This window comes from Curtobacterium sp. ODYSSEY 48 V2 (assembly GCF_023712625.1).
GTDB lineage: Bacteria > Actinomycetota > Actinomycetes > Actinomycetales > Microbacteriaceae > Curtobacterium.
Map to the genome: position 1 here is coordinate 223,293 of NZ_JAMAXX010000001.1, position 14,395 is coordinate 237,687.

Annotated in this window: 18 protein-coding genes; 4 read left to right on the forward strand and 14 right to left on the reverse strand. The window is 73.3% G+C overall.

The genetic code is table 11. The features are described 5' to 3' along the window. Positions 1 to 8: 8 nt before the first annotated feature. The 6 genes from M3666_RS01035 to M3666_RS01060 all read right to left on the reverse strand — a co-directional run bounded on the left by M3666_RS01035 (position 9) and on the right by M3666_RS01060 (position 3,835). Complete coding sequence (locus M3666_RS01035) at positions 9 to 689, reverse strand: HAD family hydrolase (RefSeq protein ID WP_066651668.1); 681 nt, start codon at positions 687 to 689, stop codon at positions 9 to 11. A gap of 48 nt (positions 690 to 737) precedes the next feature. Next, a complete protein-coding gene (locus M3666_RS01040) occupies positions 738 to 1,379 on the reverse strand; it encodes an MBL fold metallo-hydrolase (protein WP_251154222.1) in 642 nt (213 codons plus the stop codon). A 54-nt stretch (positions 1,380 to 1,433) separates the two neighbouring features. Continuing rightward, positions 1,434 to 1,859: a MarR family winged helix-turn-helix transcriptional regulator gene (locus tag M3666_RS01045; RefSeq protein WP_209684316.1), complete on the reverse strand. Its 426-nt coding sequence runs from the start codon at positions 1,857 to 1,859 to the stop codon at positions 1,434 to 1,436. Between the two features lie 79 nt (positions 1,860 to 1,938). Further along, on the reverse strand, positions 1,939 to 2,511 hold the full coding sequence (locus M3666_RS01050) for a DUF3618 domain-containing protein (RefSeq protein WP_209684318.1): 573 nt from the start codon (positions 2,509 to 2,511) through the stop codon (positions 1,939 to 1,941). Further along, a complete protein-coding gene (locus tag M3666_RS01055; protein WP_066651661.1) occupies positions 2,508 to 2,951 on the reverse strand; it encodes a phage holin family protein in 444 nt (147 codons plus the stop codon). The genes M3666_RS01050 and M3666_RS01055 overlap by 4 nt, the downstream gene beginning before the upstream one ends. Continuing rightward, the gene (locus tag M3666_RS01060) at positions 2,948 to 3,835 is read right to left on the reverse strand and encodes a hypothetical protein (protein WP_251154223.1); all 888 of its coding nucleotides are present in this window, start codon (positions 3,833 to 3,835) and stop codon (positions 2,948 to 2,950) included. The genes M3666_RS01055 and M3666_RS01060 overlap by 4 nt, the downstream gene beginning before the upstream one ends. Positions 3,836 to 4,034: 199 nt before the next feature. Here M3666_RS01060 and M3666_RS01065 point away from each other — a divergent pair, with 199 nt between their 5' ends. Then, positions 4,035 to 4,799 carry a glycosyltransferase family 2 protein gene (locus M3666_RS01065; RefSeq protein ID WP_251154224.1) on the forward strand — a complete coding sequence of 255 codons (765 nt, stop codon included), beginning with the start codon at positions 4,035 to 4,037 and terminating at the stop codon, positions 4,797 to 4,799. A gap of 83 nt (positions 4,800 to 4,882) precedes the next feature. Further along, the gene (locus M3666_RS01070; RefSeq protein WP_251154225.1) at positions 4,883 to 5,566 is read left to right on the forward strand and encodes a hypothetical protein; all 684 of its coding nucleotides are present in this window, start codon (positions 4,883 to 4,885) and stop codon (positions 5,564 to 5,566) included. A 3-nt stretch (positions 5,567 to 5,569) separates the two neighbouring features. On the opposite strand, the gene M3666_RS01075 is transcribed toward M3666_RS01070, so the two are convergent. Further along, positions 5,570 to 6,178 (reverse strand): helix-turn-helix domain-containing protein, encoded by a 609-nt coding sequence (locus M3666_RS01075; RefSeq protein ID WP_066651653.1) that lies wholly within the window; start codon positions 6,176 to 6,178, stop codon positions 5,570 to 5,572. Between the two features lie 66 nt (positions 6,179 to 6,244). Here M3666_RS01075 and M3666_RS01080 point away from each other — a divergent pair, with 66 nt between their 5' ends. Continuing rightward, on the forward strand, positions 6,245 to 7,234 hold the full coding sequence (locus tag M3666_RS01080) for an NAD(P)/FAD-dependent oxidoreductase (protein ID WP_251154226.1): 990 nt from the start codon (positions 6,245 to 6,247) through the stop codon (positions 7,232 to 7,234). Here the strand turns inward: M3666_RS01080 and M3666_RS01085 are convergent. The 5 genes from M3666_RS01085 to M3666_RS01105 form a co-directional block, all read right to left on the reverse strand. Further along, a complete protein-coding gene (locus M3666_RS01085; RefSeq protein WP_066651649.1) occupies positions 7,219 to 7,887 on the reverse strand; it encodes a pentapeptide repeat-containing protein in 669 nt (222 codons plus the stop codon). The two genes, M3666_RS01080 and M3666_RS01085, sit on opposite strands and share 16 nt — an antisense overlap. Positions 7,888 to 7,891: 4 nt before the next feature. Further along, the gene (locus M3666_RS01090) at positions 7,892 to 8,326 is read right to left on the reverse strand and encodes a DUF6314 family protein (RefSeq protein ID WP_251154227.1); all 435 of its coding nucleotides are present in this window, start codon (positions 8,324 to 8,326) and stop codon (positions 7,892 to 7,894) included. Positions 8,327 to 8,335: 9 nt separating this feature from the next. After that, the gene (locus tag M3666_RS01095; RefSeq protein ID WP_251154228.1) at positions 8,336 to 8,683 is read right to left on the reverse strand and encodes a hypothetical protein; all 348 of its coding nucleotides are present in this window, start codon (positions 8,681 to 8,683) and stop codon (positions 8,336 to 8,338) included. 197 nt (positions 8,684 to 8,880) lie between these two features. Beyond that, on the reverse strand, positions 8,881 to 9,939 hold the full coding sequence (locus M3666_RS01100) for an NAD-dependent epimerase/dehydratase family protein (protein ID WP_251154229.1): 1,059 nt from the start codon (positions 9,937 to 9,939) through the stop codon (positions 8,881 to 8,883). A 28-nt stretch (positions 9,940 to 9,967) separates the two neighbouring features. Then, on the reverse strand, positions 9,968 to 11,158 hold the full coding sequence (locus M3666_RS01105; RefSeq protein ID WP_251154230.1) for a zinc-dependent alcohol dehydrogenase: 1,191 nt from the start codon (positions 11,156 to 11,158) through the stop codon (positions 9,968 to 9,970). A gap of 222 nt (positions 11,159 to 11,380) precedes the next feature. Here M3666_RS01105 and M3666_RS01110 point away from each other — a divergent pair, with 222 nt between their 5' ends. Then, positions 11,381 to 12,205, forward strand: coding sequence for a polysaccharide deacetylase family protein (locus tag M3666_RS01110; protein ID WP_251154231.1), 825 nt, complete (start codon positions 11,381 to 11,383; stop codon positions 12,203 to 12,205). A 119-nt stretch (positions 12,206 to 12,324) separates the two neighbouring features. Here the strand turns inward: M3666_RS01110 and M3666_RS01115 are convergent, their stop codons facing one another. Further along, complete coding sequence (locus M3666_RS01115) at positions 12,325 to 12,948, reverse strand: DNA alkylation repair protein (protein WP_066651638.1); 624 nt, start codon at positions 12,946 to 12,948, stop codon at positions 12,325 to 12,327. 31 nt (positions 12,949 to 12,979) lie between these two features. Next, positions 12,980 to 14,137 carry a peptidoglycan DD-metalloendopeptidase family protein gene (locus tag M3666_RS01120; RefSeq protein WP_209684333.1) on the reverse strand — a complete coding sequence of 386 codons (1,158 nt, stop codon included), beginning with the start codon at positions 14,135 to 14,137 and terminating at the stop codon, positions 12,980 to 12,982. Between the last annotated feature and the right edge of the window lie 258 nt (positions 14,138 to 14,395).

Sequence of the window (14,395 nt, forward strand, 5' to 3'; positions counted from 1 at the left end):
GGCGGGACTCAGGCCAGCGCGGCGATCGGCCCCTCGCCCGCCCGGAACGCGGCGAGCACGGCGGCTGCGTCGTCGTACACGGCCGCGGCACCGGCCCCGCGGAGTTCGTCGCCGCCGATCCCGCCGGTCATCACACCGACGCAGGGCAGCCCGACCTTCCCCGACGACTCGACGTCCCACATGGCGTCACCGACCATCACCGCGCGATCCGCAGCGACGCCGACCTTGTCGAGCGCGACCTGGATGATCCCGGGGTCCGGCTTCGCCTGCTCCACGTCCTCCGAGCTCGTCTCGGCCGTCACCCACGCGGACGCGTCGAGCAGCTCGCGCAGCACCGACAGCTCCGACTCGGGCGCACTCGTCGCGAGCACGACCGCGTGGCCGGCGTCGGCGACCGCCTCGAGCAGTTCACGCGCCCCGGGCAGCAGCCGCAGCTGCGGCATGTGCTCCGAGTAGTAGGCGGTGTGGAACTGCTTGGCGGTGTCGCGGACCTCGTCGGAGGCGTCGGGCAGCAGCTCCTCGAGCAGGCGCCCGGAGTCCATGCCGATCGCCCGGTGGATCCGCCACGCGTCGACGGACTCGCCGGCGGCGCGGAAGGCCCGCCACCACGCGTCGACGTGCGCGTAGTTCGAGTCGGCGAGGGTGCCGTCGATGTCGAAGAGGACGGCGGTCGAGGGAGCATCAGGCATCCGCCCAGCCTGCTCCCACGACCACCGGTGCGACCCAGGGTCGCGCGATCAGACCTCGATCGACGAACCGACGGGCAGGATCGACGCCGGGACGCCACCGAGGCCCTCGGTGCCGAACATCCGGACGTTCATCTCCTGACCGCCCTCGCTGAGGAGCAGCTCGTGGATCTGCACCACGCGCTCCGGTGCGACCGCGCGGACGTAGTCGACACCCTCGCCGGTCTTCGCCCACGGCCCGCTCGTCGGGACGAGCAGGGTCCGGACCGGGACGTCCGGCACGAGGTAGGCGTCGCCCGGGTGGAAGACGGCGTCGTTCACCAGGTAGCCCACGTTCGCGATGGTGGGGATGTCGCGGTGGATGACCGCGTGCTCCTCCCCGAAGACCCGGGCGCGGAAGGGCCCGACCTCGACCGTGTCGCCCGCGGTGACCGTGCGGACGCGGCCGTCGTGGTCGCCGAGCTGCTCGACGACCGACGCCGGACCGTGGACGACGACGTCGGCGCTGCGCTCCAGACCCGCACGGATCGCGTCGACGGCGAAGTGGTCGGCGTGCTCGTGGGTGACGAGGACGACCGTGGCCCGGGCGACGAGGTCGGCGGACTCGGGCGTGAACGAGCCCGGGTCGATGACGAGCGAGGCGCCGTCCTGCTCGAGGACGACGGTGGCGTGGTTGTACTTCGTCAGCTGCATGTCGCCAACTGTACAACACTGTTGTACAAATGGGACCGGTCGTCGGAGGGACCCTCAGTCAGCCCGGCGCGCCAGACGCTCGAGGATGTCGGGCAACCGGGCGAGGAGCGCGCGCTCGTCGTCGTCGAGCTCCGCACGCACGGCCGTCGCGAGCCAGTCCGCGCGCCCGTCCATGTCCCGCTGCAGCGCGGCGCGGCCGGCATCGGTGATGCGGATCACCGACGCCCGTCGGTCCGTCTCGGACACGGTCCGCTCGACGTACTCCTGGCTCGTCAGCTCCGCAACGGTCCGGGACTGTCCCTGGTGCTTCACGCCGCGTCGCCGGGCGAGCTCCGCGATCGTCATCGGCCCCTCGCGTCCGAGGAACCCCAGCGTCGTCGAGTGCGCCGGCGGCAGGCTGTCGCCCTCGCGCCGGGCCGCCCGCACGACGCGGCCGATCGACTGGCGCAACTCGGCGGCGAGTTCGTCGATCGGGTCCATGGGCCCCGACGCTACCGCGGAACGGACGGGGGGCCCGTGGCGGCGTCGCCACGGGCCTCCCGTCCGTCACGGGGTGACGTCAGCTGCTGCGCACGTCGTCCGCAGCACCCTTCGCGTGCTCCTGGACGTCGGACGCGGCGCCCTGCGCCTCGTCCTTGACGGTCTGCGCGGCGTCCTGCGCGGTCCCCTTGAGGTCCTGCGCGTGCTCCTTCGCCACGTCGCCCAGCTGCGAACCGACGTCCTTCGCCTGGGACTTGACGTCCTCGACGAGGGGTGCCGCCTTGTCCTTGAGCTCACCGGCGAGCTGCTCCTCCTTGTCGGACGTCGGGATGAGCGACGAGGCGAGCCACCCGGCGCCGAACGCGATGAGCCCGACCGCGAGCGGGTTGCCCTTGGCCTTCTGGACGCCCTCGTGCGCGACGTCCTTCGCCCGGTCGGTCGCACCCGAGGCAGACCCCGAGACGCTCGAGCCGGCGGAGTGCGCCGAGCCCATCACCGAGTCGCGGACGCCCTGGAAACGGTTCTTCACCCGGTCGGTCTGGCGGTGCGCGATCGACGACGGGTTGACCTTGTCGGCCAGGGCGTCGACGTCGGACCCGAGGGCACCGCGGGTGCGCTCGATGTCGGCACGGATCTCTTCTGGGGTGCTCATGGCTTCCTCCCGGTGTTCGGCTTCAGTGCTTCGGGGACTTCCTTGACGGTCTCGACCGTCTGCGGGGCGCCCTGGATCTCCTTGATCTCCTTGCGCCCCCGGACGGCGAGGATCGCGGCGACGATCGCGTAGACCACGGCGATCACGACGGCGGACCACGCGTTGCCGATGAGGTACCCGAGACCCCACCACGCGGCGATCGACAGGAACAACAGGGCGAACAGGGCGGTGAGCCCGGCGCCGCCGAACATGCCGCCGGCCTTGCCCGCCTTCTTGGCGGACTCGGTGAGCTCCGCCTTGGCGAGGGCGACCTCCTGGCGGAACAGCGACGACAGGTCCTTGGACACGTCGGTCAGCAGTTCGCCCAGGGGCGTCGTGGCGGCGCGTTCCTCGGGCGTCGGCTCACCGAGCGGGGTCGCGCCCGGGACCGTGTGGCTCATACGCCGCTCCCCGTGCCGGTCGAGGTCTCGCCGGCCTCCTTCTCGTGCTTGAGCTCGGTGGCGAGGGCCTTCGTCAGGCGTCCGGCGAGGATCCCGGCGCCCGCGGCGAGCGCGATGAACGTGCCGGGACGCTTCGCGGCGAAGGACTTCACCTCGTCGAGGAGCGAGCCGGGGTCGCGGTTCTCGAGGTACCCGGCTGCGGAGCCCGCGCGGTTCGACAGGTCGCGGACGACCTTCGCGGCGATGCCCTGCTCGTCGTCCTTGTCGGCCATGCGGCCGAGCTGCTCGCCGAGGCTGCGGAGCCCTCCGGCGGCGCGCTCCTGCTGCCCGGCCGCCTGCTCCTTGAGCGTGTCGGAGGCCTGGGAGTAGAGCTGCTTGGCGTGGTCGGTCGCCTCGGAGGCGACGTTCGACGCCTGCTCCTTCGCGGTGCCGGCCACGTCCGCGGCCTTGTCCTTCGCGTCACCGGCGACGTCCTGCGCGGCACCCTTGGCTGCGTCGGCCTTGCCGCCGTCGCTGCTGCTGCCGCCGCCGGCGCCGGCACCGGTGCTCGTGGCGGTGGCCCCGCCGACGGGCGGGACGGAGCCGGTGGAGGTGCCGGTGCCCGTGCTCGTCGTCGTGGAGTCGTGCAGCGGTGCCGACGCGCCGGCGGCGGACGGCGTCGCCGGGAGCTGCTCGTCGGCGGGCAGCGCGTCGAGCGGCTCGACGTCGTCGAAGCCGTCGGGCCGGAGGACGTCGTCGAAGTCGCGGTCGGTGTCGCGCGGCGCGGGGACGCCGGTGCCGAAGGAGGGCACCGTCACGCCCGGGTGCACCTCGTGTCCCTCGGCAGCCGCGGTGCGGTCGTGGATGGGCGTCCCGGAGTCGTTCCCGGGTGGGTTCGTGGTCATGGTCGGCCTTCCGGTTCGGTCGCGGCGGGTACGGCACCCGTCGCGCTGGCCCCGACCGTGCGCGACCGGCGCTGCGTTGCAGCACAGGAACGTCGATCTGCGCGGTCGGTCCGTCCACGGAACGCGGAGGGGCGGCCGTGGTCGACCGCGGCAGCGGGGCCGACGGTCCGCCCAGCGCGCCTCCGGCAGGATCGGCAGGGTGCCGCAGGTCTCCGTCGTCGTCCCCGTGCTCGACGATGCCGAGCACCTCGCACGCTGCCTGGACGCACTGGCCGCGCAGACGCACCCCGTGCACGAGGTCCTCGTCGTCGACAACGGCAGCACCGACGACAGCGTCGAGGTCGCCCGGGCCGCGGGCGCGACCGTGCTGCACGAACCCGTGCGCGGCATCGCCTCGGCCTCGGCTCGTGGGTACGACCGCGCCTCGGGGGACGTCATCGCGCGGCTCGACGCCGACTCGGTGCCGCCGCCGGGATGGATTGCCGAGTCGGTGCGCCTGCTCGAACGGCCGGGCGTCGTGGCGGTCACCGGCCCCGGTCGACCGCGCGAGGGCGGCCGGGTCCTGCGCCGCCTGTGGGACGGGCTCTACATGGGTCCGTACTTCGTGCTGATGTGGTCGGCGCTCGGACGTCCTCCGCTGTTCGGCTCGGCGATGGCGATGCATCGTGCCACGTGGCTCGCGGCTCGTTGCCGGGCACACCGTGACGACCCGGAGGTGCACGACGACGTCGACCTCTCGATGCAGCTCGACCCCGCCTGGCGCGTCCTGGTCGATCGTGCGCTGACCGTCGAGGTGTCCGCGAGGCCGTTGTCCGGTGCGGCCTCCGTCGCGCGGCGGACCCGGCGCGCGTTCCACACCTTCCGGGTCAACGGCCGGCGGGCGAACCCGGTGCGGCGGTGGGCGCGACGGGGCCGCGTGGCGCTCCGGGCACGCGTCCCCGCTCGCTGGACCCTCCGGCGCTGACCGGCGCACCGAGCGGCGTCGACGACTACCGTCGGCAGCACGAGGTCGGGTGGACACCTGACGACGCACCCGGGGGCGGAACGATGCGGCACACACGCACCACGACGCTGCTCGCCACGATCGGACTCGGGGTGGGCCTCGCGCTCACCCTGTCGGGGTGCACCGGCGACGGCGGTGACGGCGCCACCCCGACCGCGAGCACGTCCTCGTCGTCGACGACGTCGGGTGCGCCGACCCCGACCGACGGCGCCACCCCGGCACGGACGCCCGGCACCGGGGCGACGCACACGTCGTCACCGCCGTCGAGCACCGCACCGGCCTCCGCGACGGGCACGGTGCCGGAGACGTGCGACGACCTCGTGACACCGGGCGCGTTCGAGTACACCGACGAGGCAGCCCTGAACGACCCCGCCGTCGTCGGTGACCTCGAGGTCCCCCGCACCGCACTGACCCCGGCACGGCAGTCGAGCGGGCAACGGTTGTACTGCGTCTGGCGTGACCCCGAGGCCGACCTCACGAACCTCACCATCCAGGTCGAGAACGTCGTCCCGTCGCGTGCCACGGAGGCGCTCCGCGGACTGTCCGGCTTCGACTGCGCGTCCGTCGACGACGGGCTCCGGTGCCAGAAGGTCACGCAGAACCCGCAGTACCCCGTGACCGACGGCGACACCTACTTCACCCGCGGCGACATCGGCATCCGCATCGCCCAGTCGAACGTGCCGACGGACGGGCTCCTCGAGGACGTCGTCGGGCACGTGTTCGGCTGAGCCTCAGCCCGCCGGCCGTGACCGCACGTGGGCCCGCTCCCCCTGCGGCCCGTACAGGCAGAGCACCTCGGTGACCTCGTCCGTGGTGTTGCCGACCCAGTGCGGGGTGTGCGTGTCGAACTCGACGACCTCGCCCGGCCCGAGGTCGAAGTCGCGGTCGCCGAGCAGCAGGCGCAGGCGTCCCGACAGCACGTAGAGCCACTCGTAGCCCTCGTGCGTCTTCAGGCTCCGGTCGCCGTTCGCCGGCATCGGCGGGATGAGCTGCTTGAACGACCGCACGCCCCCGGTGCGCTTCGTCAGCGGGATCACCACGCGACCGCCGTGCCGCTCGGGCTGCAGGTGGACGCGTGGGTCGCCGGTCTGCGGTGCGCCGACGAGGTCGTCGAGCGGCACCTGGTACGCCCGGGCGAGGGGCAGCAGCAGCTCGAGGGTCGGTCGACGCTGCCCCGACTCGAGCCGCGAGAGCGTCGACACCGAGATGCCGGTCTCCGCGGCGAGCGCCGCGAGCGTGACCTGTCGTCGCTCCCGCAGCGACCGCAGCCGCGGGCCGACCGCGTCGACGACCTGCGCCGTCGTCGGTGGGGTGATCCGTTCCTCCCGGCCGTGCACCATGCGGCCATGTTGCCACACCGGCAAGATTCGTTGCCGTTGTCGCCGACCACTGTCCATGATGCGGTCATGCGTGATCACTACGACGTCATCGTCATCGGCGGCTCGGCCGCCGGCCTGTCCGCCGCACTCATCACGGGGCGGTCGCGCCGTTCCGTCCTCGTCGTCGACGCGGGTGAGCCCCGGAACGCGCCCGCCGAGGGCGCCCACAACTACCTCGGGCGCGAGGGCGTCGCACCCGCGGAGCTGACCCGGATCGGCCGTGAGGAGGTCGCCGCGTACGGCGTCGAGGTCGCGGCCGGGAGGGTCGTGGCCACGTCCGCCACCGAGGGCACCGGTGTCGACCCCGTCGGCTTCTCGGTCACCCTCGACTCCGGAGCGGTCGTCACGTCGCGCCGGCTGGTCGTCGCCTCCGGCGCCGTCGACGTGCTGCCGGACGTCCCCGGCCTCGCCGAGCAGTGGGGACGCGGCGTCGTGCACTGCCCGTTCTGCCACGGGTGGGAGGTCCGCGACGGCCGCATCGGTGTCCTCGTCACCACACCGAACGGTGCGCACCACGCCCAGATGTTCCGCGCGCTGAGCGACCGGGTCACGGCGTTCGTCACGGACCCCGCACTGGTCGACGACACCGCGCTCGCCGGTCTCCGGGCCCGCGGCGTCGAGGTGGTCGAGGCGTCGATCACGCGGGTCCGCTCCTCGGACGGCGTCCTGACCGGTGTCGAGCTCGACTCCGGGGAGGTCGTCGCGCTCGACGCGCTCGCGGCGTCGAGCACGGCGGAGCCACGCGTCGGGTTCCTCGAGGGGCTCGGGCTGCACGCGGATGACGTCGTCGTGAACGGCTTCCGGTTCGGCGGTGGGCTCACCGTCGACGCGGTCGGCCAGACGGGCGTCCGCGGGGTGTACGCCGCGGGCAACGTCACGTCACCGATGGCCACCGTCATCGCGTCGGCGGCTGCGGGGACCCAGGCCGGTGCCGCGGTGCACGGCGACCTCGTCCAGGCCGACATCGCGGCGGCGCTGGCCGCCGACGCGGAGCCCGCCGGTCACTCCACGCGGTAGCCGGCCTGCGCTGCCAGGAGCGGCGCGAGGGCGAACAGCTGGTCGGTGCCGATCGTCGCCCCGCGGAGGCCCTCGAGCCGCTCCACCCGGTCGAGGTCGGCGTCGCGCAGGTCCACGTGCTCGATGCGGGTGCCCGAGCCCTCCACGGAGCGGATCCGGGTGCCGGGGAAGGCCACGCGCAGCAGCCGGGCGTCGGCGACGTCGAGCTCGTCGACCACGCAGTCGCGGAACACGACGTCGGTGAGCGTCGAGCCGCGCAGGTTGACGAACCCGAGCTTCATGCCGACGAACTCGACCCCGTTCAGCGTCGCGTCGTACAGCTCGGCGGAGCCGACCCGGCCACCGGCGACCCGGACCTCGCGCCAGGCGCTGCTCGAGGCGCGGAACACCGGCGCGTCGAGCGTCTCGACCACCGAGTCGCGGATGCGCAGTCCGCGCAGGTCGGTGCCGTCCGCCCGGAGCGTGTCGACCACGCACTCCTCGAGCTCGAGGTCGGGCAGGCGCTCGCCCGCGAGGTCGAGCACGTCGATGCGCCTGCCGTCGATCCGGTCCCCGGTCAGGACGTCACCGGGCGCCGGTGCCCAGTCGTCGAGATCCCGCGGGTCGATCGGGGTGATCCGTGGGGCGGCGGTACCGGTCGAGGAGCGTGCCATGCGCTCAGTCTGCCGTGGTGGACCGACGCTGCAGGACGCTGTCGAGCCGGTGGTCCTTCGCCGGGCCGCGTGCCCGCCACCGGACGGTCCAGCGCTCGGCGTCCCCGTCGAGCACGCCCGTGTAGTCGTCGGGCGCGCACGCGTGCTCGACCGTGGTGCCCCACACCCAGTCGTGGAAGACCCGGCCGTCGGTGAAGTGCACCGTCCAGTGGTCGTCCGGGCCCCGGCGCACGACGAGGGTCCGGGAGACCGGCACCACGCGGCCGTCGAACGTCATGGTGCCGGACTCGTCCCAGCGCACCTCGTCCGGGGTCGTCAGCGTCAGGGTCGTCGACCCGGTGACGGTGCCGGTCACACCCGCGAGGCGGTCGTCGACCGTCCGGCGGAGCGTCCAGTCGCCCAGCAGGTCCGTCGGCAGCAGCGGGCTCCTCGGCAGCACCCGGCCAGGTTACGCGCGGAGCGCCTCGGCCCGGGCGTCCCGGCGCTCGTCGTCGGTGATGAGGCCGCGGCGGTGCAGGTCGTCGAGCTCGGCGAGCCGGTGCTCTCGGGAGACCGCCGGAGCGAACGCTGCGCTCTGCATCGCCCGGTACGCCAGGTCCTCCTGCAGGGTCAGGGGGTCCTGTCCACGAGCGGCCATCCGTCGGGACCGGTGCACGACGAGGACGATCACCGCGACGACGCCGAGGAGCGTGACGATGCCGCCGACGGCCACGAGGGTCCAGAGCAGGTCGTACACGGGCGGGATCAGCGGGTTGTGGGTCTCCCCGCCCGGGGCCCCGAAGTCGTCGATCGCCATGTCAGCCCCTCCCCCGCCGGGCACGGTCGCGCCCTGGGCTGGAGCGTAGCGCGCCCGGTGCTCCCCGGAACAGGTGCCATGGCAGGGTTTTCCGGGCGTACCTGGTGGAACCGTCCCACCAGGTACGCCCGATTCCACCAGGGACGCCCGGTCCCACCAGGTACCCCGGGTCCCGCCACGGGCCGGGCCCGCGTCCCTCAGCCGCCCAGGGGCCCGGACGCCTCGACGTTCGCCCCGTCCGCGAACCCGCCGACGAGCTCGCGCAGCGCGTCCTCCGCCGTGTGCTGCGGCACCCACCCGAGCTCGCGCCGAGCCCGGTCGGTCCGCATGATCGGCACGCCGGCGGCGATGTCGAGCCACCCGGCGTCCGTCGGTTGGAGCCGGAGCCGCCAGGTCAGCGTGACGATCCCGCGCAGCAGCCGGAGCGGTACCCGCACCGCCCCGAGCATCCCCGCTGCCCGGGCCATGCGTGGCGGGGTGAGCACCGGCGTCGCCGCGATGTTGAACGCCCCGGCCGCACGTCGGTCGATCGTCCGCCAGAACGCGTCCGCCAGGTCGTCGGCGTGCACGGCCTGGAACACGAACGGTAGCGGCAGCGGCAGCACCGCGAACCGAGCCGCCCGGACGATCGACATCGGCACGAGGTGCCCGAGGAACAGCCCCCGGAGCTCGGCCGCGACCCCGCGCTGGAACACCAGTCCGGGTCGGAGCCGCGTGACGACGACCCCGGGGTGCTGCGACGCGAACACGTCGAGAGCGGCTTCGTTCTCGGCCTTGTGGATCGAGTAGGTGGCGGTCTGGATGCCGGTGGCGGGGAACGACTCGTCCACCGGGGTCCGCTTGCCCTCGACGTCGACGCCGCGGTAAGCGCCGACCGACGAGGACACGACGACCTGCCCGACGCCGGCCCGGGCGACCGCCGCGAGCACGTTCGCCGTCCCGGTGACGTTCGTCCGGTGCTGCGCCGGGATGTCGTGCGTCGGCTGGAGTGCCCACGCCAGGTGCACCACGGCGTCGGCGCCCTGGAACACCGCCGTCAGCTCGTCCACGGCGCGCGGACCACCGACGTCGACCGCGTGCCACACGGCGACGTCGTACGGCGCGACCCGGGCGTCCGGCACCCGGCGGGCGACGCCGACGACCTGCAGGCCGTCCTCGTCGCCCGCGCGGCCGTCACCGGTGAGCCGCGCAGCCGCGAGCCGTCGGAGCACCGCGGTCCCGACGTTGCCGGTCGCCCCGACCACGACGACGCGCATCAGCGCACCCGCAGCGGACGGGCGGTCATCAGGCCGCGGCCATCGACGGGTCGAGCACGACCTTGATGCAGCCGTCCTCCTTCTTCTGGAAGACCGAGTACATCTGAGGGGCGTCCTCGAGCGAGACCCGGTGCGTGGTGAGGTCGAGCGTGCCGAGCGGGTCCGAGGGGTCGGACACGAGCGGCATGAGGTCGTCGACCCAGCGGCGGACGTTGCACTGCCCCTCGCGGATCGTGATCTGCTTGTCGAAGAGGGTCATCATCGGCATCGGGTCGGCCATGCCGCCGTAGACACCGGACAGCGACACCGTGCCGCCGCGGCGCACGAGGTCGATCGCCGCGTGCACGGCTGCGAGCCGGTCGACGCCGGCGGTCTCGATCGCCTTCTGCGCGAGCTTGTCGGGCAGCAACCCGGCCGCGCGCTGCGCGAACCCGGCGACGGGGTTGCCGTGCGCCTCCATGCCGACCGCGTCGACGACACCGTCCGGGCCGCGCCCGTCGGTGAGGTCGATCAGCTTCGACACCATGTCGTCGTCGAGGTCGAACACCTCGATGCCGTGCTTCGCACCGAGGTCGCGGCGGACCTGCTCGGGGTCGACGGCGAGGACCCGGTACCCGAGGTGCTTGCCGATGCGTGCGGCGAACTGGCCGACCGGACCGAGACCGAGCACCGCGAGCGTGCCGCCCTCGGGGACCTCGGCGTACTGCACGGCCTGCCACGCGGTCGGGATGATGTCGCTCATGAAGAGCCACTGGTCGTCGGCGCCGGTGTCCGGCACCTTGATGGGCCCGTAGTCGGCGTGCGGCACGCGGAGGTACTCGGCCTGGCCGCCGGGGACCTGGCCGTACATCTTCGTGTACCCGAAGAGCGAGGCGCCGGTGCCGTACTCCTTGACCTGGGTGGTCTCGCACTGCGACTGGAAGCCGTGCTGGCACATCCAGCAGTGGCCGCAGGAGATGTTGAACGGCACGACGACGCGGTCGCCGACCTTGAGGTTCGTGACGGCGGAGCCGACCTCCTCGACGATGCCCATGGGCTCGTGGCCGAGGACGTCGCCCTTGTCGATGTACGGGCCGAGGACCCGGTACAGGTGCAGGTCGGAGCCGCAGATCGCCGTCGAGGTGATCCGCACGATCGCGTCGGTCGGCTCCTGGATCGTCGGGTCGGGGACGGTCTCGACGGACACCTTCTCGGTGCCCTGCCAGGTGAGTGCGCGCACGTCGCGTTCCTCTCGTCGTTGCTTCGGGCCGGCCGGGAGGCACGGCTCACGTGACCTCCTCGGTACGCGCCCGCCCCGTGGTGGCCTCCCAGCCCCGTCCTCCACGCGCGCTGCGGGCGGCGGTGGGGCGGGCCTCCCGTCCGCACCGGTGGCCGGTCGGCCACCGCGACTCCTCCGGCGTGCGGATGCGCCGGTGCCCGACCGGTCGGCAGGCTGGGGCCGATGGACCACAGCACCACCCGCCGGACGATCCTCGCCGGGGCGACCGGCACCCTGGCGGCCGCGGTCCTTGCTGCCTGCTCCGGTGGTGACCGGCCCGCGGCGCCGACGCCCTCCGCCCCCACGCACACGACGGCCACGCCGACACCCACGCCGACCCCGACCCCGACCCCGACGCCGACCCCGACGAGACCGGCGCTGACGCGCGTCCCCCTGCCCGGCGGCACGGTCACGGGCCTGCCGCAGGGCACGCCGGGGATCGCGTGGACCGTGGACGACGGGGCATCACCCGAGGTCGTCGAGGCCTACGCCCGCTTCGCCGCCGAGACCGGGACGCGCCTGACGTTCTTCGTGAACGGGGACCGACCGTCGTGGACCGAGCACGCCGACCTGCTGCGGCCGCTCGTCGACTCCGGGCAGGTGCAGCTCGGCAACCACACGTGGAGCCACCCCGCGCTGACGAAGCTCGGCGACCAGGCGATCCAGGACGAACTGATGCGGAACCACGCGTTCCTGGAGCGGACGTTCGGCGTCGACGCCCGCCCGTACTTCCGACCGCCCTTCGGGTACCACGACGCCCGGGTGGACCGTGCCGCGGCGGCCGTCGGCTACTCGACCCCGCTGCTCTGGTACGGGACGCTCGCGGACTCGGGCGACATCACGGCGGAGCAGATCGTCGGCTTCGCGGAGCAGTGGTTCCAGCCGGCACACATCGTCATCGGACACGCGAACTTCCCCGGCACGATCGGGGCGCTCCCGAGGCTGCACGCCCTGCTCGAGGAGCGCGGTCTGGCGACCTGGACGCTGGACGACGTCTTCTCGCACTGACGCCCGGCGACCCGGCCGGCCGTGTTCCGTCGGCTCCGCAAGACGCAACGTCGGCGGCTGCTCGCAACGGTACAGCGCTGCGAGCAGTCGCCGTCGTTGCGTCTCGCGAGGGTGCGTCGTCAGCCGCGCAGGCGGTCCCGTTCGGCCGGCGGCAGGTGCTCGGTCGCGGTCGCCCGGGCCGCCGTCGACAGGAAGCGGCCGTTCCGCTCGAGGAAGGCCACGAGCGCCGGCTCCGAGGCGCGCTTCCCGGTTTCGCGGAGGACCCACCCGAGCGCGGACTGCACGGTGTCGCTGCGCTCCCGGACCAGCCGACCGGCGATCGCGAGCGGCACCTCGGCGTCCCCCTGCTTGACGAAGGCGAGCGTCGCGACGACGGCGATCCGGCGGACCGTCGCCACGTCGGACTTCGCGAGCGCGAACAGCGGGCCGGTCGAGGTGCCGACGAGCGGGACACCGACGAGCTCCTCGGCCGCGACGTCCACCAGGACCGTGTCCTCGAACCGCTCGGCCTTCGCCGCGGCGAGGTACTCGTCGGTCAGCTCGGGGTCGGGGTGCGCGCGCATCGCCTGCACCAGCAGCAGCACGGCGACCAGCCGCGCTCCCGCGTCCTCGCTCCACAGCAGCGCCGAGCGCTCCCCGGCGTCGACGTCGGCGAACCGTCGGGCGACGCGCCGGGCACCCGCGACGTCGCCCGGGGTCCTGGCGAGGGCGGCGAGGACCGACTCGGCGTCGTGGCGCTGCATCCGCCCAGCCTAGGTCCGCGCAGAGCGGGGCTCAGCGGAACGACAGCAACGACAGCGGGTCCTTCAGCGTGCCGTTCACGCGGGTCTCGACGTGCACGTGCGGACCGGTCGACTGGCCGGTGTTGCCGGACTTCCCGATCTGCTTGCCGTTCCCGACCACCTGCCCCTTGGTGACCGAGATCTCGCTGAGGTGCGCCGTCAGGACGGTGGTCAGCCCGTAGGTGACCACGACGTAGTTGCCGTAGCTGGCGTTGTCCCGGACGACCGTCGTCACCGTTCCCGGGCCGGACGAGTACACGGGTGTCCCCACCTTCACCGGTGCGTCGGTGCCCTGGTGGTAGCGCGGCACGTGCCCGGCCCCGCGGTCGTCGCCGTACCGTCCGGAGATGGTCGTGCCGGTCACGGGCCAGAGCAGCCCGGTCACCGGTCGTGACGACCAGGTGCGGGTGCCGGAGCTGCCGTAGAGCACGACGTTCTGGTCCACCTGCACGAGCAGCTGACCGGCGCCGCGGCCGAACGTCCCGGACGACCACAGTGCGCGGCCGCCGTCGGGGCTGTAGACCACGAGGTTGCCGTCCGTCTGCACCGCTGCGGTCGCCCCGGGGTTGCCGAAGGTCTGCGACGACCAGACGGGCTTGCTGCTGACGTACTGGACGAGGTTGCCGTCCGCCTGCATGGTGAAGGTCGTGGTCGAGCCCGCGCCCGCGCGCAGGACCGTCCCCGGCAGGAGGACGTTGCCCGAGACGACCCGCGACTGTGCGACCTTGGTGCGCCAGAGCGGACCGTTCGTCGGCGTCCGCATCCGCAGCTCGCCGTCCAGCCGGACACCGAAGTCCTTCGCCGTCCCGGCGGTGCCCCACCTGGCGACGAGCCGACCGCTCCGGACGAGCGCGAGGTACCCGTCCTTCTGCACGACGGCAGCGGCCCCGGGCTGGTTCGCGGTGTTCGACGCCCAGAGCACGACGTTCCCGATGCCGTACTCGACGAGGTTGCCGTCGCCCTGCATGACGAGCCGGAACTGCCCGTTCGTGGACGTGACGGTGTCGCCCGGCTGCAGCGTGGTGCCGGCCTTGACCGTCCCCTTGTAGGTGGTCGCGGCCTGCGCCGGCGACGCGGTGGCGACGAGTCCCGCGGCCGCGATGACGACGGCGGTGACGGCCGCAGCGAACTTCGCCCGTGCCCTGATCATGTGGTGGAACCCCTGCTCGTGGTGCCGCGGGCGTCGGATGCCGGCGCGGTGCGTGTCTCGGAACGGCGGGCCCCTGAAACCCACCGAGGGTCGATGTTCGCAGGAGGCCCTCGGTCGGGACAGCCCCCGGACCGGGGGCATGACACCGGGCGGGAATCGTGCAGACGAGCGCCGGCGGTCGGCGGAACTGTTACACACCGGAAACACACTGTGTACAAACGAGCGCTGTCAGTCGTGATTGTATGCAATCACCGCACT

Coding starts and splice junctions, on each gene's coding strand:
- M3666_RS01080 (WP_251154226.1), top strand. CDS start 6,245: ATGCGTGATCACTACGACGTCATCGTCATCGGCGGCTCGGCCGCCGGC.
- M3666_RS01070 (WP_251154225.1), top strand. CDS start 4,883: ATGCGGCACACACGCACCACGACGCTGCTCGCCACGATCGGACTCGGG.
- M3666_RS01055 (WP_066651661.1), bottom strand. CDS start 2,951: ATGAGCCACACGGTCCCGGGCGCGACCCCGCTCGGTGAGCCGACGCCC.
- M3666_RS01085 (WP_066651649.1), bottom strand. CDS start 7,887: ATGGCACGCTCCTCGACCGGTACCGCCGCCCCACGGATCACCCCGATC.
- M3666_RS01110 (WP_251154231.1), top strand. CDS start 11,381: ATGGACCACAGCACCACCCGCCGGACGATCCTCGCCGGGGCGACCGGC.
- M3666_RS01035 (WP_066651668.1), bottom strand. CDS start 689: ATGCCTGATGCTCCCTCGACCGCCGTCCTCTTCGACATCGACGGCACC.
- M3666_RS01115 (WP_066651638.1), bottom strand. CDS start 12,948: ATGCAGCGCCACGACGCCGAGTCGGTCCTCGCCGCCCTCGCCAGGACC.
- M3666_RS01095 (WP_251154228.1), bottom strand. CDS start 8,683: ATGGCGATCGACGACTTCGGGGCCCCGGGCGGGGAGACCCACAACCCG.
- M3666_RS01075 (WP_066651653.1), bottom strand. CDS start 6,178: ATGGTGCACGGCCGGGAGGAACGGATCACCCCACCGACGACGGCGCAG.
- M3666_RS01045 (WP_209684316.1), bottom strand. CDS start 1,859: ATGGACCCGATCGACGAACTCGCCGCCGAGTTGCGCCAGTCGATCGGC.
- M3666_RS01040 (WP_251154222.1), bottom strand. CDS start 1,379: ATGCAGCTGACGAAGTACAACCACGCCACCGTCGTCCTCGAGCAGGAC.
- M3666_RS01060 (WP_251154223.1), bottom strand. CDS start 3,835: ATGACCACGAACCCACCCGGGAACGACTCCGGGACGCCCATCCACGAC.
- M3666_RS01120 (WP_209684333.1), bottom strand. CDS start 14,137: ATGATCAGGGCACGGGCGAAGTTCGCTGCGGCCGTCACCGCCGTCGTC.
- M3666_RS01050 (WP_209684318.1), bottom strand. CDS start 2,511: ATGAGCACCCCAGAAGAGATCCGTGCCGACATCGAGCGCACCCGCGGT.
- M3666_RS01100 (WP_251154229.1), bottom strand. CDS start 9,939: ATGCGCGTCGTCGTGGTCGGGGCGACCGGCAACGTCGGGACCGCGGTG.